General features: G+C 62.6%; 23 protein-coding genes, 2 pseudogenes and 1 riboswitch. Of the genes and pseudogenes, 16 read left to right on the forward strand and 9 right to left on the reverse strand.

Annotated elements, in window-relative coordinates; all coding sequences use genetic code 11:
- The first annotated feature begins 24 nt into the window (after positions 1-24).
- Together paaI and ACP2YO_RS03735 are read left to right on the forward strand one after the other, a co-directional pair.
- The gene (gene paaI / locus ACP2YO_RS03730) at positions 25-468 is read left to right on the forward strand and encodes a hydroxyphenylacetyl-CoA thioesterase PaaI (protein WP_426439174.1); all 444 of its coding nucleotides are present in this window, start codon (positions 25-27) and stop codon (positions 466-468) included.
- 61 nt (positions 469-529) lie between these two features.
- The gene (locus ACP2YO_RS03735; protein ID WP_426439176.1) at positions 530-1,879 is read left to right on the forward strand and encodes a phenylacetate--CoA ligase family protein; all 1,350 of its coding nucleotides are present in this window, start codon (positions 530-532) and stop codon (positions 1,877-1,879) included.
- 72 nt (positions 1,880-1,951) lie between these two features.
- On the opposite strand, the pseudogene ACP2YO_RS03740 reads toward ACP2YO_RS03735, so the two are convergent.
- Positions 1,952-2,158, reverse strand: a pseudogene (locus ACP2YO_RS03740) (transposase); the annotation flags it as partial.
- 1 nt (position 2,159) lies between these two features.
- Between ACP2YO_RS03740 and ACP2YO_RS03745 the strand changes: the two are divergent.
- Together ACP2YO_RS03745 and ACP2YO_RS03750 are read left to right on the forward strand one after the other, a co-directional pair.
- Positions 2,160-2,366, forward strand: a complete 207-nt coding sequence (locus ACP2YO_RS03745) for an SDR family oxidoreductase (protein ID WP_426439178.1) — start codon at positions 2,160-2,162, stop codon at positions 2,364-2,366.
- A 291-nt stretch (positions 2,367-2,657) separates the two neighbouring features.
- A pseudogene (locus ACP2YO_RS03750) lies at positions 2,658-3,350 on the forward strand (HpcH/HpaI aldolase family protein).
- Positions 3,351-3,752: 402 nt separating this feature from the next.
- Here the strand turns inward: ACP2YO_RS03750 and ACP2YO_RS03755 are convergent.
- The 3 genes from ACP2YO_RS03755 to ACP2YO_RS03765 all read right to left on the reverse strand — a co-directional run bounded on the left by ACP2YO_RS03755 (position 3,753) and on the right by ACP2YO_RS03765 (position 6,967).
- Positions 3,753-5,822 (reverse strand): recombinase family protein, encoded by a 2,070-nt coding sequence (locus tag ACP2YO_RS03755; RefSeq protein ID WP_426439180.1) that lies wholly within the window; start codon positions 5,820-5,822, stop codon positions 3,753-3,755.
- Complete coding sequence (locus ACP2YO_RS03760) at positions 5,812-5,982, reverse strand: hypothetical protein (protein WP_426439182.1); 171 nt, start codon at positions 5,980-5,982, stop codon at positions 5,812-5,814. Before ACP2YO_RS03760 ends, ACP2YO_RS03755 begins: the two co-directional genes overlap by 11 nt.
- Positions 5,983-6,769: 787 nt before the next feature.
- Entirely contained in the window at positions 6,770-6,967 is a 198-nt protein-coding gene (locus ACP2YO_RS03765) for a hypothetical protein (RefSeq protein ID WP_426439184.1), read from the reverse strand.
- Here ACP2YO_RS03765 and ACP2YO_RS03770 point away from each other — a divergent pair.
- The 4 genes from ACP2YO_RS03770 to ACP2YO_RS03785 are packed head-to-tail and all read left to right on the forward strand — an operon-like array spanning position 6,966 to position 12,885.
- On the forward strand, positions 6,966-8,402 hold the full coding sequence (locus ACP2YO_RS03770; protein WP_426439186.1) for a multicopper oxidase family protein: 1,437 nt from the start codon (positions 6,966-6,968) through the stop codon (positions 8,400-8,402). The genes ACP2YO_RS03765 and ACP2YO_RS03770 overlap by 2 nt on opposite strands.
- Positions 8,403-8,414: 12 nt before the next feature.
- Complete coding sequence (locus tag ACP2YO_RS03775; protein ID WP_426439188.1) at positions 8,415-9,230, forward strand: FAD binding domain-containing protein; 816 nt, start codon at positions 8,415-8,417, stop codon at positions 9,228-9,230.
- The gene (locus ACP2YO_RS03780; RefSeq protein ID WP_426439190.1) at positions 9,227-11,932 is read left to right on the forward strand and encodes a molybdopterin-dependent oxidoreductase; all 2,706 of its coding nucleotides are present in this window, start codon (positions 9,227-9,229) and stop codon (positions 11,930-11,932) included. The genes ACP2YO_RS03775 and ACP2YO_RS03780 overlap by 4 nt, the downstream gene beginning before the upstream one ends.
- Positions 11,929-12,885, forward strand: a complete 957-nt coding sequence (locus ACP2YO_RS03785) for an antibiotic biosynthesis monooxygenase (RefSeq protein ID WP_426439192.1) — start codon at positions 11,929-11,931, stop codon at positions 12,883-12,885. The genes ACP2YO_RS03780 and ACP2YO_RS03785 overlap by 4 nt, the downstream gene beginning before the upstream one ends.
- Positions 12,886-13,531: 646 nt before the next feature.
- On the opposite strand, the gene ACP2YO_RS03790 is transcribed toward ACP2YO_RS03785, so the two are convergent.
- Positions 13,532-13,687, reverse strand: a complete 156-nt coding sequence (locus tag ACP2YO_RS03790) for a hypothetical protein (protein WP_426439194.1) — start codon at positions 13,685-13,687, stop codon at positions 13,532-13,534.
- A gap of 97 nt (positions 13,688-13,784) precedes the next feature.
- On the opposite strand from ACP2YO_RS03790, the gene ACP2YO_RS03795 reads away from it, so the two are divergent.
- A complete protein-coding gene (locus ACP2YO_RS03795) occupies positions 13,785-13,988 on the forward strand; it encodes a cold-shock protein (protein WP_426439196.1) in 204 nt (67 codons plus the stop codon).
- A 422-nt stretch (positions 13,989-14,410) separates the two neighbouring features.
- Here ACP2YO_RS03795 and bluB read toward each other — a convergent pair whose 3' ends face one another.
- A complete protein-coding gene (gene bluB / locus ACP2YO_RS03800; protein WP_426439198.1) occupies positions 14,411-15,043 on the reverse strand; it encodes a 5,6-dimethylbenzimidazole synthase in 633 nt (210 codons plus the stop codon).
- Between the two features lie 67 nt (positions 15,044-15,110).
- Complete coding sequence (gene cobU, locus ACP2YO_RS03805; RefSeq protein ID WP_426439200.1) at positions 15,111-15,614, reverse strand: bifunctional adenosylcobinamide kinase/adenosylcobinamide-phosphate guanylyltransferase; 504 nt, start codon at positions 15,612-15,614, stop codon at positions 15,111-15,113.
- 127 nt (positions 15,615-15,741) lie between these two features.
- Here cobU and cbiB point away from each other — a divergent pair, with 127 nt between their 5' ends.
- Together cbiB and cobD are read left to right on the forward strand one after the other, a co-directional pair.
- Positions 15,742-16,683: an adenosylcobinamide-phosphate synthase CbiB gene (cbiB, locus tag ACP2YO_RS03810; RefSeq protein ID WP_426439202.1), complete on the forward strand. Its 942-nt coding sequence runs from the start codon at positions 15,742-15,744 to the stop codon at positions 16,681-16,683.
- 11 nt (positions 16,684-16,694) lie between these two features.
- Positions 16,695-17,660 carry a threonine-phosphate decarboxylase CobD gene (gene cobD, locus ACP2YO_RS03815; RefSeq protein WP_426439204.1) on the forward strand — a complete coding sequence of 322 codons (966 nt, stop codon included), beginning with the start codon at positions 16,695-16,697 and terminating at the stop codon, positions 17,658-17,660.
- A gap of 3 nt (positions 17,661-17,663) precedes the next feature.
- On the opposite strand, the gene ACP2YO_RS03820 is transcribed toward cobD, so the two are convergent.
- Both ACP2YO_RS03820 and cobO read right to left on the reverse strand, forming a co-directional pair.
- Positions 17,664-19,112, reverse strand: coding sequence for a cobyric acid synthase (locus ACP2YO_RS03820; protein ID WP_426439206.1), 1,449 nt, complete (start codon positions 19,110-19,112; stop codon positions 17,664-17,666).
- Between the two features lie 23 nt (positions 19,113-19,135).
- Positions 19,136-19,786: a cob(I)yrinic acid a,c-diamide adenosyltransferase gene (gene cobO, locus ACP2YO_RS03825; protein WP_426439208.1), complete on the reverse strand. Its 651-nt coding sequence runs from the start codon at positions 19,784-19,786 to the stop codon at positions 19,136-19,138.
- Between the two features lie 38 nt (positions 19,787-19,824).
- Positions 19,825-20,043, forward strand: a riboswitch (cobalamin riboswitch).
- Positions 20,044-20,132: 89 nt separating this feature from the next.
- On the opposite strand from cobO, the gene ACP2YO_RS03830 reads away from it, so the two are divergent.
- Genes ACP2YO_RS03830 through ACP2YO_RS03850 form a run of 5 tightly spaced genes read left to right on the forward strand, consistent with a single transcriptional unit; the run spans position 20,133 to position 26,575 of the window.
- Positions 20,133-20,507, forward strand: coding sequence for a DUF1636 family protein (locus ACP2YO_RS03830; protein WP_426439210.1), 375 nt, complete (start codon positions 20,133-20,135; stop codon positions 20,505-20,507).
- Positions 20,504-21,538 (forward strand): cobalamin biosynthesis protein CobW, encoded by a 1,035-nt coding sequence (cobW, locus tag ACP2YO_RS03835; RefSeq protein WP_426439212.1) that lies wholly within the window; start codon positions 20,504-20,506, stop codon positions 21,536-21,538. The genes ACP2YO_RS03830 and cobW overlap by 4 nt, the downstream gene beginning before the upstream one ends.
- The gene (cobN, locus tag ACP2YO_RS03840; protein WP_426439214.1) at positions 21,538-24,786 is read left to right on the forward strand and encodes a cobaltochelatase subunit CobN; all 3,249 of its coding nucleotides are present in this window, start codon (positions 21,538-21,540) and stop codon (positions 24,784-24,786) included. The genes cobW and cobN overlap by 1 nt, the downstream gene beginning before the upstream one ends.
- Positions 24,783-25,946 (forward strand): precorrin-3B synthase, encoded by a 1,164-nt coding sequence (cobG, locus tag ACP2YO_RS03845; RefSeq protein ID WP_426439216.1) that lies wholly within the window; start codon positions 24,783-24,785, stop codon positions 25,944-25,946. Before cobN ends, cobG begins: the two co-directional genes overlap by 4 nt.
- Complete coding sequence (locus ACP2YO_RS03850; RefSeq protein ID WP_426439218.1) at positions 25,946-26,575, forward strand: precorrin-8X methylmutase; 630 nt, start codon at positions 25,946-25,948, stop codon at positions 26,573-26,575. The genes cobG and ACP2YO_RS03850 overlap by 1 nt, the downstream gene beginning before the upstream one ends.

A 26,575-nucleotide genomic window follows, 5' to 3' on the forward strand; every position in this document is an offset into this window, starting at 1 on the left:
CCTAATTTCAGGGGTGAGCGGGCGATGACGACGATGACCGACAAATCAGCCGTGACTGCCGAGGACACGGCGCGCGCGATGCTGAGTGGCGATCGCGTCAGCCGGACTTTTGGAATCGAACTGCTCGAAGCCAGGTCCGGCGGGGCCCGGCTCGGCATGCTCGTCACCCGCGAGATGCTCAATGGCTTCGGCACCTGCCATGGCGGGGTCCTGTTTACCCTCGCAGACACCGCGCTCTCATGCGCGTGCAACAGCCACAATCAGCGCTCGGTCGCCCATCATTGCTCGATCGTCTTCCTTCGCCCCGGAAAGCTCGGCGAGCGTCTTGTTGCCATCGCTACCGAGCGGTCACGCAGTGGGCGCATCGGGATCTACGACGTCAGCGTCGTCGATGAAGCCGGAGCGGTGATTGGCGAGTTCTTCGGTCATGCCCGAGAAATTGGCGGCAAGGTCGTCAACGACGGCTGATCGGCCGCGGTCGAAGGCTCGTCACATCGCAAAAAAGAAAATCAGATCAGGGAGGACACCAATGCCAGACGGAATTTACTGGGATCGCGCCAAAGAAACCCGCCCGCGTGAACAGCGAGAGGTCGAAGTCCTCACTTTGCTCCAGGCCCAATTGCGCCATGTCTACGAGCATTCGGGCTTCTATCGCCGTCACTACGATCAGCACGATTTTCGCCCGGATCAGGTCAAGTCGCTCGACGATTTCACGCGGAAGGTCCCTGTCATCAGCAAGCAGATGCTTCGCGACAGCCAGGCCGAGCATCCTGCGTTCGGCGATTATCTCGGCGTCGACCTTGCGGATGTCATTCGGGTTCACGGCTCATCTGGCACCAGCGGCAAACCGACGCTCTACGCGTTCTCCCGAAAGGACTGGAACTATGTGGCCGACGTCATGGCACAGGGTCTCTACACCTGCGGTGTCCGCGCCGGAGACATCGTTCAACTGGCGACGGTGTTCAGTCTCTTCATGGGAGGGTGGGGATCGCTGCTCGGGGTTGAACGCCTCGGCGCGACGGCGTTTCCACTCGGAGCCGGCGAAACGGAGCGCCAGCTCGACCTGATGTACCGGGTCGGATCGACCGTTCTGATCACGACGCCGACTTACGCTCTGCATATGCTCGAGACCGCGAAAACCCTGGGCTACGACCCGGCAGCGTCGCCGTTGCGTCTGGGCATCTTCATCGGCGAGCCGGGTTCATCGATTCCGGGAACGCGCCATGCGCTGGAGGCCGGATGGGGCATCACTGTCCGCGACATGGCCACGACGTCGGAGATGACGCCGTGGGCGACCAACGCGGAATGCGAAAAGGGCAACGGTGTTCACGTCATGCAGGACGAGGTCTGGACCGAGATCGTCGCCAAGGACGATTCGAACCGCAGGCTTCCCGACGGGGAGAGCGGCGCGATTGTCTATACCCATCTGCGTCGGGAATCGCAGCCGATGATCCGGTTCTATGCCGGTGATGAATCTCACATGACGCATCAGCCGTGCAGTTGCGGACGAACCTACCCGCGGTTGCCGGCTGGCGTGTATGGCCGGCTCGACGACATGCTCCTGATACGAGGCGCCAACGTCTATCCGAGCCAGGTCCAGCGATCGCTCCTCGAGGTGCCCGGCACCGGCGTGGAATTCAAGATCGTTCTGACGAAAAAGGGCGCGCTTGATCACGCGAAGGTTTGCGTCGAGCATGATCCGACCATCAAGGCGGCCGACACAGCCGTATTCTGCGCAGATCTCTGCGATCGAATCCGCCGGAAACTCAAGAACGATACCAGCGTGAATTTCGATGTCGAGGTACTGGCCCCGAACACGCTGGAACGCGCGCTATCGAAAGCAAAACGCGTGGACGATCAACGTCCAAAATTTCGCTGATCAACTGCTCCGCGAAGACGATGAGCGGAGCAGCGAAGACCGATGTTTTGCGATCCCTAAAGCGTGATGAAGTTAGGTTCGTCGATATCCTGAGTTTGCCAAGTAGCATGCGCATTCTTCGGTGGTGAAGAGCTGGAGAACGTCGCCGATAGCGAGGCAAACACCTTCGACCGTTCGGACGGCGGCTTTTCGGAGGAAGTGCTTGAGTTTGGCGAAGACCTGCTCGATGGGGTTCAGGTGGGGCGAGTATATGGGCAGGAAGAAGAGCTTGGCTCCTACGATGCTGTCCGATCGAGCAGAACGCAATGGTAGCACCTATGCTTTTGAGGTGAACCGACTCATTGAATTCTTCGGAACGCCGGCGAACCGATTGGCAGATCCGGACGATTTCGGAACATTTTGCGCGCTGCTCTGCAGCGATTATGCGAATTCCATCGTCGGCCAGAACGTGGTCATCGACGGCGGCACAATTCATGGAATGTTCTAGCGGACCGATCGAGCACTCGCCTCACAAATGAACGTTCTAGTTTCATGCGAACCGACCCGATAGCCAGCCGGGCGTCCAATTGACGGCTTCGTATTGCGCGAGGACGACTTTCGCGTCTCAGTCTTGCGACCGTGATAGCAGGGCTGTGACACATCCCGAACCGACTATGAGGCGTCGTATATGAGCTACGGTAACACACGTCAACGTCGGAACGCCGTAAAGCATGCGATCGCCGAGGGTAAGATGGCCTTGGGAATCGGTGTTCAGACCAACTCCCCTGATATGGTCGAGATGGCGGCCGCTACGGATTTCGACTTTGTGTATCTTGACCTTGAGCACGGATCCTTTGGTTTTGATTCCGCGATCAACTTGATCAGAGCGGCGGAAGCATCAGGTATCACACCCTTGGTGCGTGTTCCTGATCACACGACGAGCTCTATAATGCGTGTGCTGGACGCGGGGGCGATGGGGGTGATCGTTCCAAATGTGAAGAGCGCGGCTGAAGCTTAAAAAGCCGTCTCGGCAGCAAAGTACACTTGGAACTCAAATGGCGGATCGCGCGGAGCGTGTCCGGGCACGCGGGCTACCTGGCATCAGGTTCGAGATTGGGCAGACTTCTCGATCGCGAGTAACGAGGAGACGTCGGTTTGGCTTCTATTGGAAACGCCCGAAGCGCTTCAGGCGGTCGACGAGATCGTAAGGGTACCTGGGATTGATGCGATTATGCTTGGTCCTTTCGACCTCGCACATGCGTTGGGACTGCCAGGCCAAACCAAACATGAGGTAGTGATCGAAGCCTGCAAACAGATAAGCGCGAAGGCAAGAAAAAGCGGCATTGAGATCGTCTGGACGATGTTCTCCGGATCGATGGATCATGAAGAGCAAGGGCTGATCGAAACCATGGATGCGCGGATCGTCATTGCGGGTACCGACCGGCGGATCGTAATGACAGCACTGCGGGAAAAGCATTCCAGCGCAACATAGAGCAGCCCGTATCCGCGAGATGAAAGCGCTGATCGAGCTCCTTCCTCGGGTCCCTCCGATCGCTCTTTCCGCGCCGAATTAGGTGTATAATCAGTACTTAGGAAGCTTGTCAGCGTTCGGACCCCACAGATAACGACCTGGCGGATATAGCTCTAAAGTAGAGCGAAGTAGGTCCCGGATCGCGCGGTTGGCGGTTACCGTGGACGAAGCGCGACTCTGATTTTGCGATCCGACACACATCGGAACATCGTGATCAGCGTGCATTCTTGCCAACCGGTTTACGGTGGTGTTCGAGAGAATGGCAAGCTTGCGGGTGTTCAGGGCTGCGAGGGCCGAGGCCCAGCGCGATATCTTCGCCTTCATCGAGGGCTTCTACAATCGCGCATCAGAACACCCATCTGTCTATGTTGTTGAAGAGAAGAGAGTTTGCTGATTGGGATGCGATCCCGTGGGGTATCTTGGGTTCTGTCGCGCTCGCTCGGCGATAGAGTGAGCGGCAGCTGTTATCAGCGAGGCGCGAGCAAAGATCCACGGGCCGTCCGATAGCGGATGGATGGCTGCGATTTCGTCGGTTTCGGCGGCGAGCCGGAGCGTCTTGGGCGCAATCTTGAGGAGCTTTGCCGCGTTGCTGAGGTTTAGCCAGGGCTCGATCCCGTCCTCGGCGGGCTTGAACACCGGGATGCGATAGTTCGAGCGCATCGAGGTGACACGCTCGCGCGTCCAGCGATTGCCGTTACCGGTCTTGAGGCTGTTGCGGTTGAGCAGGCCGGCGATCAGATCGTCGCTGGCGATCAGCACCAGTTGGCGCACAGCTTCGATGATGTTGGCGGAGGTGCTGTTGCGCTGCCCGCGCCGGCGCTTGGGCAGGCGTATCTCGCTGTGAACGCCGCCGACCCAGTGGACGATGAGGACGATCTCGGAGGCCGCATCGTCGATATCGGCCACGATCTCATGGATGACGGTGCGCACAATCCGCTTCTTGAGGCGAGCATCCGTCGTCGGCGCATCCCAGACCGTTTTGAGGTTCGAGGCCGGAACGCCAAGCGAAGCTGGATCGGCAATGGGGGCGGGCATCGCCGCATCATGCATGGCGATCTTGCCCTCGACCTCCGCCACGTGGGCGAGCGCCCTGTTCCAGCGCGCTTCAAGCTCACCCGCCACCAGCCGGTTCGCGGGGTCAGCGGCATCGTATTGCCGGAAGGCCCGGTCGACGGCATAGCGCGCCGCTTCGAGGTCGCGACTGAGAGCATCGCGCACCTGATCCCGCCGTTCCCTGGCTTCCTTGGCGGCAGCGGTCGCCGCGGCGATAGCGCCCGGACCGACGACGCCGAGCAGTGCTTCCTCGATTGCATCATCGACGCGCAGTCCGCCGAAGCCGATGCAGTGAGGGCCGCCATTGTCCATCCAGGCGCGGCTGCAGCTATAGCGCGGAATATGGCGCTTCATGCCGGAGTACCGGAGTGTGAGCTTGCGACCGCAGCGCCTGCAGCGGATCAGACCGGCCAGCAGCGCGTCACCATGCTTGGGCGCGCCGTGATACCGACTGGTGGGAACGTTGTTGCTGACCATGGTGCGGATCGCCTCGAACCTCTCCCAGCTCACGTACCCATCGTGGGTGTTGGGCTTCAGCGCCAACCATTCGTCCCGCGCCTTGCGGCGGATCTTCACGCTCACGCCCTCGGCACCGTATCCCGCCGCGACAGCCGTCTTACCATAGGCATAGGCGCCGCCGTAGACCGGGTTCTCAATGATCCGGTGGATGGCGGAGTAGCTTGGTCGTCGCCAGGCCGTGTCGCCATTGGTCTGCTTTACCGGCAGATCGAGATTGTACTCGTGGAGCCAGCAGAGCGCCTGTCGCGCGCTGCCGAGTTCCTCGACCTTGTCGAACACCAGCTTGATCGCTTCCTGGACCCGCCGATCCGGATCTTTCTCATAACGGTCGCCGGACTTCACGAACCCGACCGGCGCCGCCACAACCAACTCGCCCCGGCGCGCCTTCTCGTAGCGGGCCGAGAGCGAGCGCTGGCGCAACAGATCCAGTTCGTACTCGTTGAGGCTGCCCTTGAGCCCGAGCAACAGGCGATCGTTGCCGTGCCTTGGCGCATAGATGGTCTCCTGATCGACCAGAACGGTATCGACCACGCGGCACATCTCGATGAGTTGCTGCCAATCCCGGCTGTTGCGAGCGAAGCGCGAGACCTCGCGGGCGCAAACCGCACCAACCTTACCGAGGCAAACCTCCGCTACCATCCGCTCGAAGCCGGCGCGTTGTACCCCGCCGGCGGCCGAACGACCGAGATCATCATCAATCACGTCGATCTCTGACCACCCGAGCGCCGTCAGCCGGTCCCGCATGGCGTATTGCAACGCGCTGCTCTCGCGATTGTGCAACACCTGATGCGCCGAGGACTGACGCACGTAAAGAATCGCCTTGCGCTCGAGATGATGAGGCCTGACCTTGTCAGAGATCATGGCCGACCTCCTTCGCGCGCGGCATCGCTGTCGTCGCAGCATGGCCGAGGATCAACTGCGTCATCAGACTGGTCAGCGCCGCCCGCGCTTCCGCCGGCAGCTCCGACCATGCCGGCGCGCCGAGGGCGCCGTTCGGCAGGCCGCTCCCGAACAGATCCATCTGCTGCTGCGACCGCGGTTGTCGATTGTGTCGGTATCCGCTCCCTGGCATTGCCGTCTCGCGTGACATGAGCCGCTCCCCGATTCTGGTCGTGAGAGCCTCTGGATGCGCCAGAAAGCGGGGCAGCTGATGGCGTTCGATCCTTCAACGCCAGATCGAGAAGCGCAGCGAGCGCCGCAAGTGCATCGATGCTAACAAACGGCTGAGCTGTCAGAAGCTCGGCGTCAGGGCAGGCCGTCCGGTCGAACATCCATGCTGGAACTTCCAGCCAACGGTCTGCTTGCGATCCGTCCAGGGTGCAGCGAAAAACGACATCGTCCGCCTTGTCGACCGCCCCATGAACGCAAACTCGGCGACCAAACCAGGGATGATGCCGATAAAGAACCTCGCGAAGAACGGTCCTGTGGGCGTTCTCAAACGTCGTTGTACAACCGAACAAGGGTCCATTCCGCCGTGGATATATCCCCCCGATCGAAATGGAGCTAAAAGCCGCCTAAACCTGTCCATTTTCCCGGGGGAAGATCATACCCACACCGTTGCTGGAACAGCAGGCGGAGTGTGCGTCTCCGGCCGCGCTTATCGAAGCGTACTACGCAAATCTACGCGATTGCGCTCCTTCGAACGAATGCTCCGTTCTACCAGGAGATCGAAGGGCTCAAGGAGCGTTGATTGTGAGTGCAGCAAATGCAGTGGCGTTGAATCAGGTCCACCAATTACTTTTGCAACCAGTTTTTTTCGACGGGATTCTTTCATGTCGAATTTACTAAAGGCGTATATTGGAGACGAATCAATTGTGGGCAGCGTGGAATTTAAATGCAGCAGGACCAGAAGAGAATGATGCCGTCGCCATCGCGACGAGCATGAAGAAATTGTCACGACGCCAACTGCTTGATGGCAGCATCGGGATCGGCGCGTTTTTGCTGACCGCGGGGGCCGTCAGGGCCGCAGACCCCATGCAGAGCACTATGGACATGTCCTCCCCCATGGACATGTCTCCCACGATGGGCATGGTACCAGACAAGCCGGCGCCCGCCGTGGATCAGCCGCTTGTCGAGCCCGAGGTGCGGCGCTCCGTCAATGGCGTGCTTAGCACGACCTTGCGGGTAGGGTACGCCTACCGGCAGATCGGCGGTGTCAGGCTCTATGTTCGGTCTTATGAAGGCGGCAGCCCAGGGCCTACCTTGCGCATGAAGCCCGGCGACACGTTGCGCATCAAGCTGATCAATGATCTGCCGCCGAACCGGGACTGGCTTCCCGCCGACATCAGTCAGCCGCATCAGTTCAACAACACCAATTTCCACTTCCATGGATCGCACGCGAGCCCAAGCGGCGTTGCCGACAACGTCATGCGCTCGATGGCCCCTGGCCATACCTACGACATCGAGATCAAGCTGCCGGAGGACCACACCAAGGGGACCTACTGGTATCACCCCCACCACCACGGCAGCGCCGATATCCAGATGTCGAGCGGCATGGTGGGCGCCGTCGTCATCGAAGGCGATTTCGCCGATGTGCCGCAGATAGCATCCGCCCGCGAGCGCCTGCTGGTGCTGACTCAGGTGGTCTACGACGCTAATGGCATGGTCGAGGATTTCGAGACGCTCTTTCCGGAAACGGCGACACGCTTCCTGGCGATCAACGGACAGCGTCGGCCGATGATCGAGATGCGTCCAGGCGAGGTGCAGCGCTGGCGTATCCTCAATGCGGCCTATCAGGACGACATGCTGCTCGATCTGGAGAAGCATGACCTGCATGCCGTCGCCTATGACGGCATTCAACTCGGGGCCATGCAGCCTCTCAAGCAGCTTCTGATCGCTCCGGGCCAGCGCGCTGATCTGCTGGTGCAGGCGGGCTCCGCCGGCACCTATGCCTTGAGCGCGGCACCTTACGATCAGGGGCACCCCTCGCCGGTCGGCCCACTGGCGAGGGTAGTGGTGTCAGGCGCGCCGATGGACATGAGGCTGCCGGGCGAATTGCCGCCCCCGCCACTGCAAACCATCAAGGAATCCGAAATCACCAACCGTCGTATGGTGACCTTTTCGGCAACCGCGCCGGAGGCAGATGCTGCCGGCCATTGGCAGGAATTCGGCTTCTTCATCGATGGCAAGAAGTTTAATCCCAACCGCATCGATCAACGGGTCAAGCTCGGTGCGGTCGAGGAGTGGACGATCATCAACACGCATGAGCACGACGACCACGTCTTTCATATACACACCAATCCGTTCCAGGTCGTGTCGGTCAACGGCAAGGCGCTGGCCGTGCCGGAATGGCGCGATTCTGTGATCGTGGAGCGCAAGGGTGGCCGGGTCGTGTTCCGCTCACGCTTTCTCGATTTTACCGGTGTCTACATGGTCCATTGCCACATGATGAACCATGAGGAAATGGGCATGATGCAGACTGTTGAAGTCTACAAGTCCTGAGCGGGGACGATTATGAATTTGACCACGATAGCTGAAGTAAAGCGGCCGGCATCCGTTGACGACGTCGATGGCTGGCGTGATGGTTATTCGTGGCTGGCCGGCGGTACTTGGTTGTTCTCCGAGCCACAGGTGGCCGTCGACACGCTGATCGATCTCGAGGGCCTGGGCTGGGCGCCGCTGATGGCGACGGAAGCGGGCCTCGACATCGCCGCGACCTGTCGGGTCGTGGAGCTGCACGACTTCGAAGGCCAGCCTGGATGGCGCGCGGTTGCACTGTTCCGGAAATGCATCGACTCGTTCCTGATGTCGTTCAAGATTTGGAATGCCGCGACCATCGGCGGCAACGTCTGCATGTCGCTGCCCGCTGGGGCGATGATCTCGCTGACTGCGGCACTTGAAGGCGTCTGCACGCTGTGGCCGCGCAACGGCGAACCGCGCGAGGTGTCGGTCGTCGATTTCGTAACCGGCAACCACCAGAACGTGCTGCAGAAGGGCGAACTGCTGCGCAAGATCCATTTGCCCGTGGCGGCTTTGTCCAAACGCTCCGCCATGCGACAGGTGTCGCTGACCAAATTCGGACGCTCGGCCGCCCTTATCATCGCCACGGTGGGTGATGATGGCGCGGATTTCCTGCTGACTGTCTCGGCGGCCACGCTGCGGCCGGTGCAGTTGCGCTTCGCCACCTGCCCATCGGCTGTAGAACTACGCTATGCCCTCGACGCTCGATTGCCGGCGGAAGCGTATTTCGACGACGTGCACGGATCGGCTCCGTACAAACGCCACGTCACGCAATATCTTGCCGAACAGATCCGCACGGAGCTCGCTTGACCCATTACCATGTCAATGGCCGTCGCTACGCGGCCGAGCCGACGGCCGGCCAGTGCTTGCGCACCTTTTTGCGCGATCTCGATGTGTTCGGCGTCAAGAAGGGCTGTGACGCCGGTGATTGCGGCGCCTGCACTGTGCATATCGACGGCCAGCCCTTCCATTCCTGCCTGGTGCCGGCGTTCCGAGCCGAAGGTCGCGAGATCACCACGATCGAGGGGCTAGCCACAAACGGCGAACTGCATCCGATGCAGAAGGCGTTTCACGATGCGCAGGCCTTCCAATGCGGGTATTGCACCGCCGGCATGATCATGACGGCGGTGACACTGACCGACGCGCAGAAGACCGATCTGCCGCACGCGCTGAAGGGCAACCTCTGCCGCTGCACCGGCTATCGGTCGATCAATGACGCGCTGCTTGGCACATGCAACATCGAACCGGACGAGGCCGGCAAGGCACTCGGCGCCAGCCTGCCCAATCCGTTCACCGACGCCATCGTGACCGGCAAAGCGCGCTACACGATGGATCTGGCGATCGAGGGGCTGCTGCACTTGAAGGTTCTGCGCTCGCCGCATGCCCATGCGCGCATTGTCTCTATCGACCGAAGCGCGGCGCTCGCCGTGCCTAGCGTCGTCGCAATCTATGCCTGGGAAGATGTGCCGAAGCGTCTGTTCAGTTCGGCGTTGCACGAGGACCATCTCGTCGACCCTGATGACATCACGCTGCTCGACAACGTCGCGCGCTTCGTGGGCCAGCGGATCGCAGCCGTGGTGGCGGAGACGGAGGCGGCGGCCGAGGCCGGCTGCCGGGCACTGCACGTGGAGTACGAGATCCTGCCGGCCGTATTCGATCCGGTATTGGCGGTGCAACCCGGTGCACCGCTGCTGCATGACAAGGACTTGGTGACAGCCAGTAACAACATCTTCTGCACGTTGCAGGGTGAAATCGGTGATGTCGCCAAGGGCTTCAAGGAAGCCGATGTGCTGCACGAGCAGACCTACTCGACCACCCGCGTGCAGCATGTGCACCTCGAGACGCATGGATCGATCGCCTGGAAGGGTGAGGATGACCGCTGGCATATCCGCACGAGCTCGCAGGCGCCGTTCGCCGCGCGGCAAAAGCTCGCCTACATCATGGGGATTCCGCCACGCGACCTGCATGTGTTCACCGAGCGCGTCGGGGGAGGTTTCGGCGGCAAACAGGAATTGGTTTCGGAAGATCTTGTGCTGTTCGCCACGATGAAACTGGGTCGCCCGGTGAAGTGGGAATGGAGCCGCGAGGAAGAATTCATCGGCGCCACGACGCGGCACCAGATGACCACCAGAGTGAAGATTGGCGCGCGCAAGGACGGCACGCTGACGGCGCTCGACGTGGAGGTGTTCTCCAACACCGGCGCCTATGGCGGCCATGGCGGCGAAACGTTGGCAGCCGCGATGGCGAGCCCGATCGCGACCTATCGCTGCGCGAACAAGAAGGGCATCGGCCACGCCGTCTACACCAACATGACACCGGGCGGCGGGTTTCGCGGCTATGGCGCCTCGCAGACCACCTTCGCCGTAGAATGTGCGATCGACGAGCTGGCAAGACTGCTCGACATCGACCCGTTCGAGATGCGGCGCAAGAATGTGGTGCGGCCAGGCGATAACATCGAATCGATCTGGAAGGAGCCAAGCGACGCCAGCTACGGCAGCTACGGTATCGGTGAATGCCTTGATATCGTCGAGCGGGAGCTGCAGAAGGGCAATGGCGTCACGAAGCCCGAAGGTGCGGAATGGGCGGAGGGCCGGGGTGTTGCATTGGCCATGCTGGAATGCGGGCCCCCGACCGAGCATCGCTCGGGCGCCGAGATGCGCCTGCTGCCGGACGGCACCTACCATCTCGCCTGCGGCTCGACCGAAATGGGCAACGGCATCACCACGGCGCACAAGCAGATCGCGGCATCGATGATGGGCACGCGCGCTGATGACATCGACATCATCAACGCCGATACCGATCGCACACCCTATGACACCGGCACCTTTGCGAGCACGGGCGTCGTGGTCGGAGGCAAGGCGGTTCACTTGGCTGCCCAAGCCATGTCAGATGATATAATCGGCTTTGCCAGTCGCTACACCGGCGTCGCAATCGACCAATGCCGCCTCGACAACGACGCGGTCATCTGCGGCAACCAGCGGATTTTGCTGCGTGAGCTGCATGCCGAGGGTGCGAAGGTCGACCATCGCTTCTCGGTCAGCCGTCGGGCCTATCTCTCGCCGCGCACGATCGCCTTCAACGTCCAAGGGGTGCGACTTGCCGTGCATCGCGTGACCGGCGAAATCCGTGTGCTGCACAGCGTGCATGCGGCCGATATCGGCCGGCCGATTAACCCGATGCAGTGCCGCGGCCAGCTCGATGGCGCCGTTGCAATGGGCTATGGCTGGGCGTTGGTCGAGAACATGGTGCATGACGACGAAGGTCACATGGTCAATCCGCAGCTGCGCAACTGCCGCATCCCCACCTTTGCCGATACGCCGCATACCGACATCTTCTTTGCCGACACGATCGACCTGATCGGGCCTCTTGGTGCGAAGTCCCAGGGGGAGTGCGGCATCAATCCGGTGGCGCCGGCCGTCTCGAATGCGTTGGCCAATGCCACTGGTGTGCGTTTTGCCCATCTGCCATTCACCCCCGATCGTCTTTTCGCGAAACTCGCTGCCGCTAAATGAGCGATGCTGCGACCAGCGTCAGCATCGTCACGCAAACATGCGTTCGGCCAGAAAGCGCCGACGCGTTCGCACGATGGCAGGGCGAAACCAGCACGGTGATCTCCAGTTTCCCAGGGTTCATCGAGCAGCGACTGATGCCGCCCAACCCGCCGCTGCAGGTCGATTGGGTGATCCTGCAGCGCTTCGCCAGCCTGGAAGATGCCAAGCGATGGCTGGGCTCGTCCGAACGGCAGTCCCGCATCGAAGGGGCCACCCCAATGCTTGTGGGGCGCGACGACGTTCACATCGTGCGCGACGATGCCAGTGCCGCGCGCACGGCGCCGGTCTCCGCAGTGATGAGCACGCGGGTAAAGCCCGGCATGGAGGCTGAATACCTGAAATGGGAGCAGAAGGTCGCCGCGGTGCAGTCGAAGGCAGCGGGGTTGCAGGGCTATCGCTTCGAACCGTCTGTGCCGGGCGTGCAGGAGGACTTTGTCGCGATCTTGCGTTTCGACAGCGAGACCAATCTGCGGACTTGGCTTGAGTCACCGCAACGACGTCAGCTGCTCGACGAAGCCGCACCGCTGACGGCTGAATTCCACGCGCGAATAGCGCAAAGCGGTTTCGAGCAATGGTTTCGCGACGCCACGCCTGAGGGTGCGCCGGCGCCCGCAGCGTGGAAGATGAACATGATCGTCCTTCTGACGCTCTATCCGGTCGTATTCCTGTGGGGCCTATTGGTGGGCACTCCAATTCTGACAAGGGCACTAAACCTGAATTTCCCGGCTGCACTGTTCATTGGCAACGCGTTCAGCGTCATCCTTACCTCGTATCTGGTGCCGTGGACCGCCAACCGGCTCAGCTGGTGGCTAACACCCCCGAAGCCCGGACGAACCCTTGTGCACCTACGGGGCGCCAGTTTGCTGGTCGCGGCCTATTTAATCATGATCTTGCTGTTCTGGAGGGCTTTATAGCTGGTCGTGCGGCCCGTGTTTTGATCAGGCTGACCCTCACCAGCCGCTTTGAGTGTTGAAGGGCCGGACAATGACAAGCGGGCTCCAACAGCGCAGACTTAAGGTCAAACAATTCGGATTTAGCAAGACGTACGACGGACATGTTTGGATCGGTCCCGAAAAGCAGCTCGAGTTCAGGCATATGCGAAGAGCAGCGCTAAGTATGCTTATGGTGGGCGATGCGCGGCCCAACGGCCACACGCCTATCATTCCGATTGACCACGAAACACTGCTGATCCGGCTCGGCTAGGTTGTGAGCTTGCAGGGGCGGCTGTGAATGACGGCGCCGGGCAGGAAGCGGATAGCGACCATCGAAGCCCCGCCACCGCAGAGCGAAGACGGGCCGCTCTCAAAATCAGATTAAGCCACTGCTAATTTTAAGCTAGGCTACTGCGGTCGGAAATTGGCCAGTAACCCCTGTTGGGTACCGGCCGGTTTTGATCCCTAGCGGGGATGTAGAGCTGCCCCTAGGGGGCGCACCGCGGACTTTGGCGAATGATCGATCACGCTAGAGCCCTCGAAGCCAGATTGCCAAACTTTGAAACCAAGGGCCCGCCGATTCACGCCGGCCGGCCTTGATCAAACACAAACTTTGCGGTGGGGCTGACTACCTCGTTCTGTCGGCAATCCATAATCCGACTGCCGCTCCGACGGCGCTGAACAGGACTCCAGCGTAGGACAGCAGCTCGCCGCCCCACAGCGCGGGAACGAAGCCGCCGATCGTTGAGCCGATCAAGACGGCGATCCAATAACGCGATCCCACGCCAGTCCTCCCCGAAGCCCCGCCGGAGGGTTTTTCTTGCTTTCGATCATCAATTGCCATGGGATAGAAGTCCACAAATGTTTGGGAGACGACAACCGTGGCGACAGGTACTGTGAAGTGGTTTAACGCGACCAAGGGCTTTGGATTTATACAACCGGATGGCGGCGGCAAGGACGTGTTCGTCCATATCTCCGCAGTTGAGAAAGCCGGTTTCAGTTCGCTCGCTGAGGGCGCCAAGGTGAGTTACGAGATTGTCGCCGATCGCGGCAAGGAGTCGGCCGGAAACTTACGGCTCGGCTGATCAGTTACTCGTCACGCTTCAGCTTTCGCTTGCTTCAATGCGGATCCTTTCGCGTCAGATCGAAGGCTATCGAAAAACGGCCCCAGCCGCCAACCCAGTGGTAGGTTTTCTCCGACTGGGTCTTGGGGGCAAGATCTAGTCGCAGCTTCTCACTGCTTGAAGGTGAGGGACCTATCCGGGCAATCAAGCAGCCACGCGCTATGCGCCCGCCGTTAGCTATTGATTCTTTGCCGGTAAGCCCATCTGGTTTCTTGGAATCTAACATTTGTTAATCGAGGCCGCCAACTGAGGCGGCCTTCTTACTGCCCGAAGATCAAAAAGATCGCGGCGCTGAGGGCGAGGAAAAATCCGGCAATACGGAGAACGCGATATCGGCGCGCCAGCGAGCGTCACCGTTCCAGTCGGGACCGTGCGTCGCTCCGCTAGCGTCGGATTGTGAATTCACCCGAACCCCGTCGTGATTCCCACCTGGCCTGCTCGAGCTCGGGTCGGTCAAGCTCTGCCTCGGGGTAACCGATGCACAGATAGCCTATGAATTTCCAGGACTCCGGCACGGCGAGAATTTTGTCGATGCAAGCTGGATTCAGGATCGATACCCAGCCCAGCCCGATGCCTTCCGCGCGAGCGGCGAGCCACATCGAGCAGATCGCGGCTACGACGGAATATTCGGTGGTTTCGGGCATCGTTGCGCGCCCGAGACCGGCGCCGATGATTTCGGTCTTTTCCGCGAATACGGCCAGGTGGCCCGGTGCTTCCTCGAGGCCTGATAGCTTGAGAGCCGCATATTTTGCCGCGCGTTCGCCCGAATAGGATTGCAGGGCCTCGGCATTGCATGCCCTGAAATCCTCGATCACGGCGCGGCGTCTCGCGCTGTCCTCGACGATGACGAACCTCCACGGCTGACTGAGGCCGACGGATGGCGAAAGGCAGGCGATCTCGATCAGCCGTTCGATGGTGCCGCCCGGCAGCGGGTCCGATCGAAAGCGACGCACGTCGCGACGCCACACGAACAGCTCGTGGAGTTGACGGCGAAACGTATCGTCGAATGAGACCATCAGGATCGTCGTCCCGTCTGGAGGAGGGGGGCCGCCATGGTACCTGCAAGGCGGTTGATGCAGCACGTCATTTAAGCTTCATCGGCAGGCCGGCCACCACGAATTCCACCTCGTCTGCGACGCCGGCAATAGTCTGGTTCATGAGTCCGGCGGCGTCGCGAAATAGCCGCGCCAACGCATTGTCGGGCACGATGCCGAGGCCGACCTCGTTGGTGACCAGGATCACCGGGCTGCGCTGGCGGGCCAGCGCTTCGGCCAGGCGTGTAACCTCCTGCGACCAGTCTCGCTCGGCATGAAGCAGGTTTGACAGCCAGAGCGTCAGGCAATCGACGAGCCTCGCGCCGCCGCCGTCGGTCTTGCTCAGTGCCTCGACGAGGTCGAGCGGCACTTCCCGTTCGATCCAGTCGCTTCCCCGCCGCGCGCGGTGCCTGGCGATACGTTCGTCCATTTCCGCGTCGAGCGCCTCGGCCGTGGCAATATAGACGGGCTGACCCGGAAAGGCGCGCGCGCGGAGTTCGGCGCGGTGGCTCTTTCCCGATCGAGCTCCGCCCGTTACCAAAATCGCGGCCATCATGATCTCCTGTCGGCCCAGCAGTAATCACCAATCGCGATGAAAGACAAAGCTGAAATCAGCCGCGCGGGGCTTGCGCTCGGCCGGGGTCTTGCGCATCAGGAGAGATCGAGGCGGGAGACAAAGCGTGGGCTTTGCGGGAGCGATGGCGGTGGCGATGGCGGTGGATGCCCTGATCGGTTGGCCGGCCTGGCTGTTTGCGCGTGTCGGCCATCCCGTGACCTGGCTCGGCTGGGTCATCAACGTCGTCGATACCACCTGCAACCGGACGTCTGACACGGCCGCATTCCGTCGCGCGGCCGGCGTTGCGGCAGCTATCCTGGTGATTGCGCTGGCGGCCACGCTCGGTTGGGCCGTTCAGCTCGTGCTGGCCTCGGGATGGACCCGCGTCATCCTGGTGGGAATTCTGGCGTGGCCGCTGGTTGCCTTGCGTTCGCTCGATGATCACGTCGCGGCGGTCGCGGATCCCCTGGAGTCCGGCGATCTCGCCGGCGCACGTCTGGCGGTCGCGCACATCGTCGGACGCGACCCCGCCACGCTCGATAGTGCCGGCATTGCGCGCGCGACCATCGAGAGCCTGGCCGAGAATGCGTCCGATGGCGTCGTGGCACCGGTGTTCTGGGGCGCCCTGTTCGGGCTGCCGGGAATTGTCGGCTACAAGGCGATCAATACGCTCGACTCGATGATCGGTCATCGCACGGAGCGGCACGAAGCCTTTGGATGGGTTGCCGCCCGCATCGACGATCTTGCCAATCTTATCCCGGCGCGCTTGAACGGATTTCTTTTCGTGCTGCTCTCTCCCCAGCCGTTGCAGGCGTGGTCGTGCATGCTGCGAGATGCAAACCGCCACCGTTCTCCGAACGCGGGCTGGCCGGAAGCGGCGATGGCCGGTGGGCTCGGCGTGCGGTTCAGTGGTCCCCGGATTTATCACGGAAGCGTTGCGAATGAGCCTTGGCTGAACGAAAGCGCGCGCGATCCCGATGCCGCCGATATCCGCCGGGGATTAAAGCTCTATCGTCGCGCCATGATGCTGTTGGCTGTGGCGCTTGCGATCCTGGCCGTCGTGTGAGGGAACGGCAGATGCGTGAGCACGGTGGCAATCTCGATGTCGCTCAGCGGCGCTTCGGCGGCCGTGCGGAGGACTGGATCGACCTGTCGACCGGGATCAATCGGCTGCCTTATCCATCCGTCGATGTCGAACCGGGAATCTGGAAGGCTCTGCCTTCGCGATCCGACATCGAGTCGCTTCATGACGCGGCGCGGCACGCCTACGCCACCGATGCGCCGATCATCGCGATGGGGGGCGCCCAAGCGGCCATCCAAGCGCTGCCGCATTTGTCCTCTCGCGGCCGGGCGCGCATCCTTGCGCCCACCTACAACGAATACGCTGCGGCTCTATCGGCCTCCGCCTGGGACGTTACCGAAGTTTCCGATCTCGGGGCGCTCGCGGGCGCTGATCTTGCGGTGGTCGCCAATCCCAACAATCCCGACGGCAGGCGCCACGATCCGAGCGATCTGCTGGCGCTCCTGCCGCGCGTCGGCCGGCTGGTGATTGATGAGAGCTTTGCCGACCCTGTTCCTGATCTCTCGCTGGCGCCTGAGGCGGCACGGCCGGGGCTTTTGATCTTGCGTTCGTTCGGAAAGTTTTACGGGCTTGCCGGCCTGCGACTCGGTTTTGCGATCTGCGGCGAGCGCGAGATCGCCGCGCTTGCAGCAATGGCGGGTCCCTGGCCGGTGTCGAGTGCCGCGATTGCCATCGGGCGGCGGGCGTTGCGCGACAAGGCCTGGGCAAAGGCGACATCGACACGCCTGGCGCACGACAGTCTCAGGCTCGATGAGGAAGTGCGACCGCAAGGCTGGACACTGGTCGGCGGCACGCCGCTGTTCCGGCTTTACGAGACCGGCGATGCGCTGGTCGCGCAGAAGATGCTTGCGCGTGACCATATCTGGTCGCGCGTCTTCGAGCAACGACCGGGATGGCTCCGCCTGGGTTTGCCCGGCAGCGAAACGGAATGGTCGCGGCTCGCCGTCGTGCTGTCGCGCTGACGATCAACGAGCGAGCGCCAGCATCCCCGCGACATCGAGATGAGCTTCGATGTGATCGGCGAGCGCCTCGAGCGCGCCTTCCACCCTTGCACCGTACGGTTGGTCCGCGACGGGAATATCGAGTTGCGCGAGGAATGCCTTGCGGAAGCTGTCGGACGCGAACAGTCCATGCAGATAGCTGCCCAGGATGCGTCCATCGCCGGAGACAGCGCCCTCCGGCGTTCCGCCAACCGACGCAAACGGGCGTGCCCGATCGGGGCCGTCGGTATGCCCGATATGGATTTCGTAGGCGCTGATCGATTGATCCGTGGCGGCATGGACGGCCGTCACCCGCGTGAGCGTTTTCTGCTCGGTCATGACGGTCGCGACGTCAAGCAGTCCGAGACCGGGCGTTTCGCCGGCGGTCCCTTCGATTCCATCGGGATCGGCCACGCTGCGTCCGAGCATCTGGTATCCGCCACAAACGCCCAACACGTGACCGCCACGGCGGCAATGCGCCAGAAGATCGATATCCCAGCCTTGGGCGCGCAGAAACGCGAGGTCGCCGCGCGTCGATTTCGTGCCGGGCAGGATGACGAGCCTGGCATCGCCCGGGATGGCTTCCCCGGGGCGCACCATCACGAGATCGACACCGGGTTCAAGCTTCAGCGGATCGAGATCGTCGAAATTCGCGATCCGCGACAGCGCAAGAAAGGCGATCTTGCATTGGCCGGGCTTGCGCGCCTCACCGAGCCCGAGCGCGTCTTCGGCTGGAAGCTCGCCGGCGCGGGCGAACCAGGGCAGCACCCCGAACCCACGCCAAGCGGTACGGGTTTCGATCAACCGGTAGCCATCGTCGAACAGCGTCGGGTCGCCGCGGAATTTGTTGATGACGAAGCCCTGGATCATCGCGGCATCCTCGGGATCGATGACCGTCTTGATGCCGACCAGTTGCGCAATCACGCCGCCACGGTCGATATCGCCGATCAGCACGACGGGGACGTTGGCCCGGCGCGCAAAGCCCATATTGGCGATATCGGATTTGCGCAAGTTGACTTCGGCCGGGCTGCCGGCCCCTTCGACCAGCACGAGATCGGCGCGATCCTTCAGCCGTTCGAAACTCTCCAGCACCGCGCCCATCAACGAGGGCTTCATCGCGGTATATTCGCGCGCGCGCGCGGTCGCCACACGCTTTCCCTGCACGATGATCTGCGCGCCGACATCGGTCTCCGGCTTCAACAGCACCGGATTCATGTCGGTGTGCGGTTCGACGCCAGCGGCCAGCGCCTGCAACGCCCGCGCACGTCCGATCTCGCCGCCGTCGACGGTCACAGCGGCATTGTTCGACATGTTTTGCGGTTTGAACGGCAGCACGCGCAGGCCGCGTCGCCTGGCGGCGCGCGCCAGTCCCGCGACGATGAGCGATTTGCCCACGTCCGAGCCTGCTCCCTGGATCATCAATGCGCGCGCCATGGCGTTTGCCTGCTCGGCTTCCGCTAGAATTCGACGCCCGGCTGGGCCTTGATGCCGGACCGGAAGGGATGCTTCACGAGTGTCATCTCGGTGACGAGGTCGGCTATCTCGATCAACCCCTCCTTGGCATTGCGCCCGGTGAGCACGACGTGGGTCATCGGCGGCTTCGATGTCGTCAGAAACGCGACGACGTCGGAGACCGCCAGGTAATCGTAACGAAGCGCGATGTTGATCTCGTCGAGCACGACCATGCGCAAGGCCGGATCGGAGATCAGTTGCTTAGCCTTTTCCCAGCCGGCTTGCGCCGCGGCGACGTCGCGGGCGCGATCTTGTGTTTCCCAGGTGAAGCCTTCGCCCATGGCATGGAATTGACAGAGATCGCCGAAATGCCCGGTGAGCAGGCGGCGCTCGCCGGTGTCCCAGGCGCCCTTGATGAACTGCACGACCGCGCAGGGAAAGCCGTGCGCCACGCAGCGGACGATCATGCCGAAGGCGGAGGAGGATTTTCCCTTCCCCGCGCCGGTATGAACGATGATCAGCCCCTTTTCACCGCTCTTGGTCGCCATGATCTTGTCCCGGGCGACCTTCTTTTTCGCCATCTTGGCGGCGTGGCGATCGTCCAGCGACGCCTCGCTGCCGACGGCTTCGTCGCCGGGGTGTTGATCAGAATTCATCTGACATTCCTTTGCCTTGACAAGTTCTGGGCCAGGACGAATGGTGGGTTTACGTTGGTTCCTGTCCTATGACAGGCGAAGAGGGAATGCGATAGGCCGAAGCCGCAAGGTTTGGTCCGAAGAGCAGCCGCCCCCGCGACCGTGACCGGAGAGATGTCCAAAGCCACTGATCCCCAAATGGGGTCGGGAAGGCGGGGATCGAAGGGTGGAAACCCTGCTCCGCAAGCCGGGAGACCTGCCAGCGTGATGTTTGAGACCGGCGGACGGGGTGTTCCGCGACGGGGAACGAACCTTATAGATGGGTTCGTGTGCCTCATCGCCTCCCGTCGTTAATCCAGGAAGGGCGATGACCGTTACACTTCATGTTTGCACCACCTGCCGCGCTGGCCAGACGCTGGAGGAAGGTGAGGTGACGCCCGGTGCGCGCCTGCATTCCGCAATTCTCGATGCGGGTGTGCCTGATGGTGTCACGCTGGTTCCGGTTGAATGCCTTTCCGCGTGCAGCCAAGGCTGCTCGGTCGCGCTCAGCGCTCCGGGGCGCTGGTCCTATGTCTACGGCCGGCTGTCCGCCGCCAACGCGACGGATGTGATCGCCGGTGCGTCCGCCTATGCGGCGGCGCCTAACGGCATCGTGCCGTGGCGCAGCCGTCCGGAGATTTTTCGCAAGCAGTCGCTTGCCCGGATTCCACCCGTTGCCGTCGTGCCAGAGGCCGCAGAATGAACACGCTCACCAAAATTCCGGTCACTGTCATCACCGGCTTTCTCGGGTCAGGCAAGACGACGCTGATCCAGCACCTGATCCGTAACGCCAACGGCAAGAAGCTCGCGGTGCTGGTCAACGAGTTCGGCAGCGAAGGCGTCGATGGCGACATCCTGAAGTCCTGCGCCGACGCCAATTGTCCGACCGAAAACATCATCGAACTCGCCAATGGCTGCATTTGCTGCACCGTCGCCGATGATTTTATCCCGGCCATGGAGCAATTGCTCGCGCGCCCCGTGAAGCCCGATCACATCCTGATCGAGACGTCGGGGCTCGCGTTGCCGAAGCCGTTGCTCAAGGCGTTCGACTGGCCCGAGATCCGCTCGCGGATCACGGTCGATGGCGTGATCGCATTGGCCGACGCGGAGGCGGTCGCAGCCGGCCGCTTTGCGCCGGATCCCGCTGCGGTGGACGCGCAGCGTGCGGCGGACGAAAATCTCGACCACGAGACGCCGCTGTCGGAAGTGTTCGAGGACCAGATCGCGTGTGCCGATATTGTATTGCTAACCAAGGCAGATCTGGCGGGTTCGAAAGGGCTCGAGGCAGCCAAATTGGCAATCAGGGCCGAAATGCCGCGGGAGGTGCCAATGTTGCCCGTCGTGGACGGGACGATTGATGCACGCCTGATCCTGGGCATTGGGGCCGCGGCGGAGGATGATCTCGCTGCGCGTCCGTCGCACCATGACGGCGAAGATGACCACGAACACGACGATTTCAATTCCGTGGTGATCGATCTTCCGGAGATCGTGGACGTCGATGCGCTGGTCGCGTCGATCAAGGGACTGGCGCGCGAGCAGAATGTGCTGCGCGCCAAGGGTTACATCGCAGTCGAGGGCAAGCCGATGCGATTGCTGGTGCAATCGGTCGGCGAGCGGGTGAGGCACCAGTTCGACATGCCGTGGGGCGCACGGCCGAGGCAGTCGAAGCTGGTCGTGATCGGCGAACACGGCGATATCGATGAAGCCGCCATCAGGGCGCGTCTAGGTGTCTGATGCACGTCGTCTTCCGGGAAAGCCGCGGGCTTGAGGAGACCGCGACACCAAGGGACCTCGGCCAGGATCCGGCCGATCTCGTGGTGCTCTCGTTTTCGGACAGCGATCTCGCCGTATTCGCGTCCGGCTGGCGGCGAGGCCGCAGCGCGCTGCCATCGCTGAGGCTGGCGAATCTGGTGGAGTTGCGCCACCCGCTGTCGGTCGACACCTATATCGAACGGACGCTGTCGCGGGCGCGGGGCATCCTCGTGCGGCTGATCGGAGGCGAACCTTACTGGTCGTACGGATTGGCCGCCCTGCATCGCCTGGCGAAAGACCGTAACATTGCATTCGCGGTGCTGCCGGCAGATGGCCGTGACGACCCGCGGCTGGATGAATTCTCCACACTGCCGGTCTCGACGCTGCGCAGGCTCAAGGTGCTCTGTGACAAGAGCGGTCCTGTCGCAGCGCAGGCCGTGCTTGCCCAGCTGGCACTGGCGTCAGGACTCTATGCCGGACCGGTCGTCGGTGAAATCGATCTTCCCGAGATCGGTTTCTACGATCCTTTGCGTGGCGTCGTCGCGGTGCTGCCAGCATCGGATGGCCGGCCACGGGCGCTGGTGACCTTCTATCGATCATATCTTGCGGCCGGTGATATGGCGCCGGTCGATGCTTTGATCGCGGCATTGCGGCAGAAAGGCTTTGATGCATGCGGCGTATTCGTCGTGTCGCTGAAGGCACCTGGCGTCGCCGATTGGCTGCGTGCCCGGTTTGAACAATGTCCTCCTGCTGCCATTGTCAATGCGACCGCCTTCTCTGCTGTCGGTGACGACGGCACGACGCCGTTCGATGTCGCATCATGCCCGGTGTTCCAGGTCGCATTGTCCACCGCGCAGCGTGACGATTGGGCTGGCTCGCTTCGCGGTCTTTCCCCCGGTGATCTGGCGATGCACGTGGTGTTACCGGAGGTCGACGGGCGGTTGTTTGCGGGTGTCGTGAGCTTCAAGTCCGCTGGTGAGCGCGATCCGGATCTGCAATTTGCCCATCTTGCGCACCGGCCGGACGATGGGCGTGTGGCGGCTGCGGCAGCACGTGTGACCGCCTGGCACGGGCTTGCCAGCAAGCCGACCAGCGAGAAACGTCTCGCGATCATACTATCCAATTATCCGGGCCGCCCCCATCAGATCGCACATGCTGTCGGGCTCGATGCGCTCGCCTCGGTCGATGCGCTGCTATCGGATCTCGGCGCGGCCGACTTTGATGTCGAGACGGTCAAGTCGTTGGGCGACGTTCTGTTGCGGCAGACATTGACGTGGAGCATCGCCGACTATCGCGCGGCACTTGCCAGCCTTCCACGCTCGCTGTGTGACGATCTCGCGAGCTCCTGGGGTGCGCCGGAGGATGATCCCGTTTGCCGTAGCGGCGAATTTCCTTTCATGGCGATACGATGCGGCAAGTCCATCATCGCCGTTCAGCCGGAACGCGGTGACCTCGGTCATCGCGGCGCCGAATATCACGACCTCTCGCGCACGCCCCGCCATGCCTATGTCGCGTTCTACCTCTGGCTCCGGCAGCAAGGCACCGACGCAATGGTCCACATGGGCGCGCATGGAACGCTGGAATGGCTGCCCGGCAAGTCCGTTGCGCTGTCCTCCGCCTGCTGGCCGGAGGCGCTGATCGGGGACATGCCGATCGTCTATCCCTTCATCGTCAACGATCCCGGCGAAGCGGCGCAGGCCAAGCGCAGGATCGGCGCCGTCACGATCGGTCACCTGCCGCCGCCGCTGGCGCAAGCCGCGTTGCCGGAGGGGTTGCGCCGGCTCGAGCAGCTGCTCGATGAATATTCGACTGCCGACGGGCTTGATCCCGCGCGGCGCCAGCGTCTGATCGCTGATATCCGCGAGGAAGCGCGGATGGCCGGGCTGGAGGAGGATCTGGGGCCTGCCGCCTCGGTCTCTGCGGCCGAAGCCATTCCACAAATCGATCGCTTTGTCTGCGATCTCAAGGAAAGCCAGTTCGGCGACGGTCTGCATGTGTTCGGCCGTGGCGATTGTGGCGAGGCCGAGAAGTATGCGTTGCGCGATGCGCTCTCCGGCAGGCGGGTTGCGCCGGGCCCATCGGGGTCTCCCTATCGCGGGCGCGGCGACGTGCTGCCGACTGGACGCAACCTGTTTGCCGTCGATCCGCGCGCCGTGCCGACGCCGTCGGCACATGCGCAAGGCGTCAAGCTTGCCGACGAGTTGCTGCGCCGCCATCTGCAGGATCACGGTGACTGGCCGAAAGGGCTCGTCGTCGATCTCTGGGGATCATCGACAATGCGCACGGCCGGTGAGGATTTCGCGATGGCCTTGCATCTCGCAGGTATCGCGCCGCGCTGGGATCACGGATCGGGCCGCGTGACCGGTTACGACATCGTCGCACCGGCCGAGCTCGGCCGTCCCCGCATCGACGTCACGCTTCGCGTGTCGGGGCTGTTCCGCGATGTCTTTCCGGGCCTTGCCCAGTTGTTCGAGGCTGCGACCGAGGCGTTGTGCGAACGCGGCGAGGAGGGTGACGACAATCCTTATCGACAGCATGTGTCGCGCGTGTTCGGGCCTCGTCCCGGACACTATGGCGTCGGCATCGCCTCGGTTCCTGATGTCTTCACGCAGGAATCGCGCGAGGCAGCCGGCGAAGCCTGGCTGTCGGCGTCGTCCTGGGCTTTTGCGTCCGACGGCGAAATGCGGCCCGACCGCGCCGGCATCGAGGCAAGGCTCGCCGCGGCCGACAGCTTTGTCCACACCCAGGATCTGCCGGAGACCGACCTGCTGCTGGCGGCGGATTACGCCGCGCATGAAGCTGGCATTGCGGCCGCCGCCGGGCGTCTTGGTTCGAAGGTTCCATCGCTCTATCACCTCGATGCGACGCGGCCGGATCAGCCGCGTGCCCGCCTGTTGACCGAGGAAATATCGCGGGTGGTGCGCGCGCGTGCCGCCAACCCGGATTGGATCGCGGGCATGATGCGCCACGGCTTTCGTGGTGCCGCCGAGATCACCGCGACGCTCGAGCATATGGCCGCTTTCGCCCATCTTGCCGGCGCGGTGCCTCCGCATCTGTTCGATCTCTATTATGACGCGACGCTGGGCAATGACGACGTTTGCGCCTTCATGGCACGGAATAATCCGGCGGCGTTGGCTGCGATCGAAACCTGCTTCACCCGGTTGCATGAGGCGTCGCTGTGGCAGACGCGGCGCAATTCGATCGCGGCATCGCTGCGGGAGGCTTCATGAGCGCGGTTGCGATCAAGGCCTGGTGCCCCGGCGCCCTGCGGCCGATGCAGTCGGGTGACGGGCTCGTGGTCCGTGTTCGCCCGCACGGCGGAAGATTGGACGCAAAGCAGGCGGCGGGAATCGCCGATCTGGCCGGGCAGTACGGCAACGGTCTGATCGATCTGACCAGCCGCGCCAATCTCCAGATTCGCGGTGTCGGTGATCACGGGTATCCGCCCCTGATCGATGGGCTCGCAAGGCTCGGATTGCTCGACCCCGATCCTGAGACCGAAGCCCGACGCAATGTCCTGGTGACACCATTCTGGTCAGCTGGCGACGACACCTCGTCGCTTGCGGCCGAGCTTGAGCTCGGTCTTGCCAGTACTCCTCTCGATCTCCCGACCAAGTTCGGTTTCGCTATCGATGATGGCAGCGAGCGGACGCTCGCCGGCGCATCTGCGGATGTCCGGATCGAGCGCGATGGCGCCGGCGGCCTGATGGTGCGGGCGGATGGTGCAAAACTTGGTCGCGCCGTCACGCGGGGCGAGGCTGTGCCGGTCGCGCTCGCGCTCGCCGAATGGTTCGTCACGTCAGGCGGAGGCGAGAGCGAAAGGCGACGGATGGCAGCCCATATCGCCGAGGGCGCAAGCCTGCCAAAAACCCTTCGCGGCGATGCCAAACCGGCGCGTCAATCGGCCGAGCCGGCTCCCGGACTTTGTCCGCCTGGCGCGATGGTCGGGGTTGCGTTCGGACAGGTTCCGCATCTGACGCTCGGCCATCTCGCCACTCACGCGCAAGCTATTCGCCTGACGCCATGGCGGATGTTGCTGGTGGAGGGGATGCGCGAGATGCTCTGTGGGGCGGACCTCATCACACGGGCCGATGATCCCGTGCTGAGGGTGATCGCCTGCAGCGGCGCTCCGCGCTGTGGTGAAGCCCACGCCGATACGCGCGCGCTGGCGTCTGCGCTGGCACCGCACATCCCGGCCGATGCACGGCTACACGTCTCCGGTTGCGCCAAGGGCTGTGCCCATTCCGGTTCGGCTGATATCACGCTCGTTGCAACGCGCGAGGGTTTTGACGTCGTCCGTGGCGGCTCGACACGAGATATGCCTGTGATGCACGGGCTGAGTGGTACCGCCATCGTCGCAAATCCCTCCATGCTGATGGGAGGCCGCTGATGCCGTATACCTATGAGACCAATGGCGCGGCGATCTATCGGCAATCCTTTGCCACCATCCGAGCCGAGGCCGACCTTGTCCGCTTTACGCTCGACGAGGAGCCGGTGGCCGTGCGCATGATCCATGCGGCCGGTATGGTGGGACTCGAATTGCATATCCGATTTACATCAGGCATGGCGGCCACCGCGCGCGCTGCCTTGCAGAACGGCGCGCCCATTCTGTGCGATGCGCGCATGGTGTCCGAGGGAATTACGCGCGCGCGCCTGCCGGCCGGCAACGCCGTCATCTGCACGCTCGACGATCCCGCCGTTCCCGCACTTGCGCAATCCATGCGCAACACCCGCTCGGCGGCTGCGCTTGAGCTGTGGCGGCCGTATCTGGATGGCGCCGTCGTAGCCATCGGCAATGCGCCGACAGCCCTGTTCCATCTTCTCAACATGCTGGAGCATCGCGACTGTCCAAGGCCGGCGGCGATCATCGGCTGTCCGGTCGGCTTTGTCGGTGCGGCCGAGGCCAAGGCTGCGTTGATGGCCGATCCGCCTGTGCCGGCGCTGACCGTCGAGGGGCGTCTTGGCGGCTCGGCGATCACAGTCGCAGCCGTCAACGCGCTGGCGAGCCGGAGCGAATAG

It is taken from the genome of Bradyrhizobium genosp. P (assembly GCF_049949265.1).
Taxonomy (GTDB): domain Bacteria; phylum Pseudomonadota; class Alphaproteobacteria; order Rhizobiales; family Xanthobacteraceae; genus Bradyrhizobium.

Bases quoted from the DNA above. Each gene is read 5' to 3' on its own strand.
- ACP2YO_RS03765 (WP_426439184.1), bottom strand. From the start codon at position 6,967: ATGGGGGAGGACATGTCCATAGTGCTCTGCATGGGGTCTGCGGCCCTG.
- ACP2YO_RS03745 (WP_426439178.1), top strand. From the start codon at position 2,160: ATGCTGTCCGATCGAGCAGAACGCAATGGTAGCACCTATGCTTTTGAG.
- cobW (WP_426439212.1), top strand. From the start codon at position 20,504: ATGAACACGCTCACCAAAATTCCGGTCACTGTCATCACCGGCTTTCTC.
- ACP2YO_RS03785 (WP_426439192.1), top strand. From the start codon at position 11,929: ATGAGCGATGCTGCGACCAGCGTCAGCATCGTCACGCAAACATGCGTT.
- cobG (WP_426439216.1), top strand. From the start codon at position 24,783: ATGAGCGCGGTTGCGATCAAGGCCTGGTGCCCCGGCGCCCTGCGGCCG.
- ACP2YO_RS03760 (WP_426439182.1), bottom strand. From the start codon at position 5,982: ATGGATCTGTTCGGGAGCGGCCTGCCGAACGGCGCCCTCGGCGCGCCG.
- paaI (WP_426439174.1), top strand. From the start codon at position 25: ATGACGACGATGACCGACAAATCAGCCGTGACTGCCGAGGACACGGCG.
- cobU (WP_426439200.1), bottom strand. From the start codon at position 15,614: ATGGCCGCGATTTTGGTAACGGGCGGAGCTCGATCGGGAAAGAGCCAC.
- bluB (WP_426439198.1), bottom strand. From the start codon at position 15,043: ATGGTCTCATTCGACGATACGTTTCGCCGTCAACTCCACGAGCTGTTC.
- ACP2YO_RS03755 (WP_426439180.1), bottom strand. From the start codon at position 5,822: ATGATCTCTGACAAGGTCAGGCCTCATCATCTCGAGCGCAAGGCGATT.
- cobN (WP_426439214.1), top strand. From the start codon at position 21,538: ATGCACGTCGTCTTCCGGGAAAGCCGCGGGCTTGAGGAGACCGCGACA.
- ACP2YO_RS03735 (WP_426439176.1), top strand. From the start codon at position 530: ATGCCAGACGGAATTTACTGGGATCGCGCCAAAGAAACCCGCCCGCGT.
- ACP2YO_RS03820 (WP_426439206.1), bottom strand. From the start codon at position 19,112: ATGGCGCGCGCATTGATGATCCAGGGAGCAGGCTCGGACGTGGGCAAA.
- cobD (WP_426439204.1), top strand. From the start codon at position 16,695: ATGCGTGAGCACGGTGGCAATCTCGATGTCGCTCAGCGGCGCTTCGGC.
- ACP2YO_RS03850 (WP_426439218.1), top strand. From the start codon at position 25,946: ATGCCGTATACCTATGAGACCAATGGCGCGGCGATCTATCGGCAATCC.
- ACP2YO_RS03770 (WP_426439186.1), top strand. From the start codon at position 6,966: ATGGACATGTCTCCCACGATGGGCATGGTACCAGACAAGCCGGCGCCC.
- cobO (WP_426439208.1), bottom strand. From the start codon at position 19,786: ATGAATTCTGATCAACACCCCGGCGACGAAGCCGTCGGCAGCGAGGCG.
- ACP2YO_RS03775 (WP_426439188.1), top strand. From the start codon at position 8,415: ATGAATTTGACCACGATAGCTGAAGTAAAGCGGCCGGCATCCGTTGAC.
- ACP2YO_RS03830 (WP_426439210.1), top strand. From the start codon at position 20,133: ATGACCGTTACACTTCATGTTTGCACCACCTGCCGCGCTGGCCAGACG.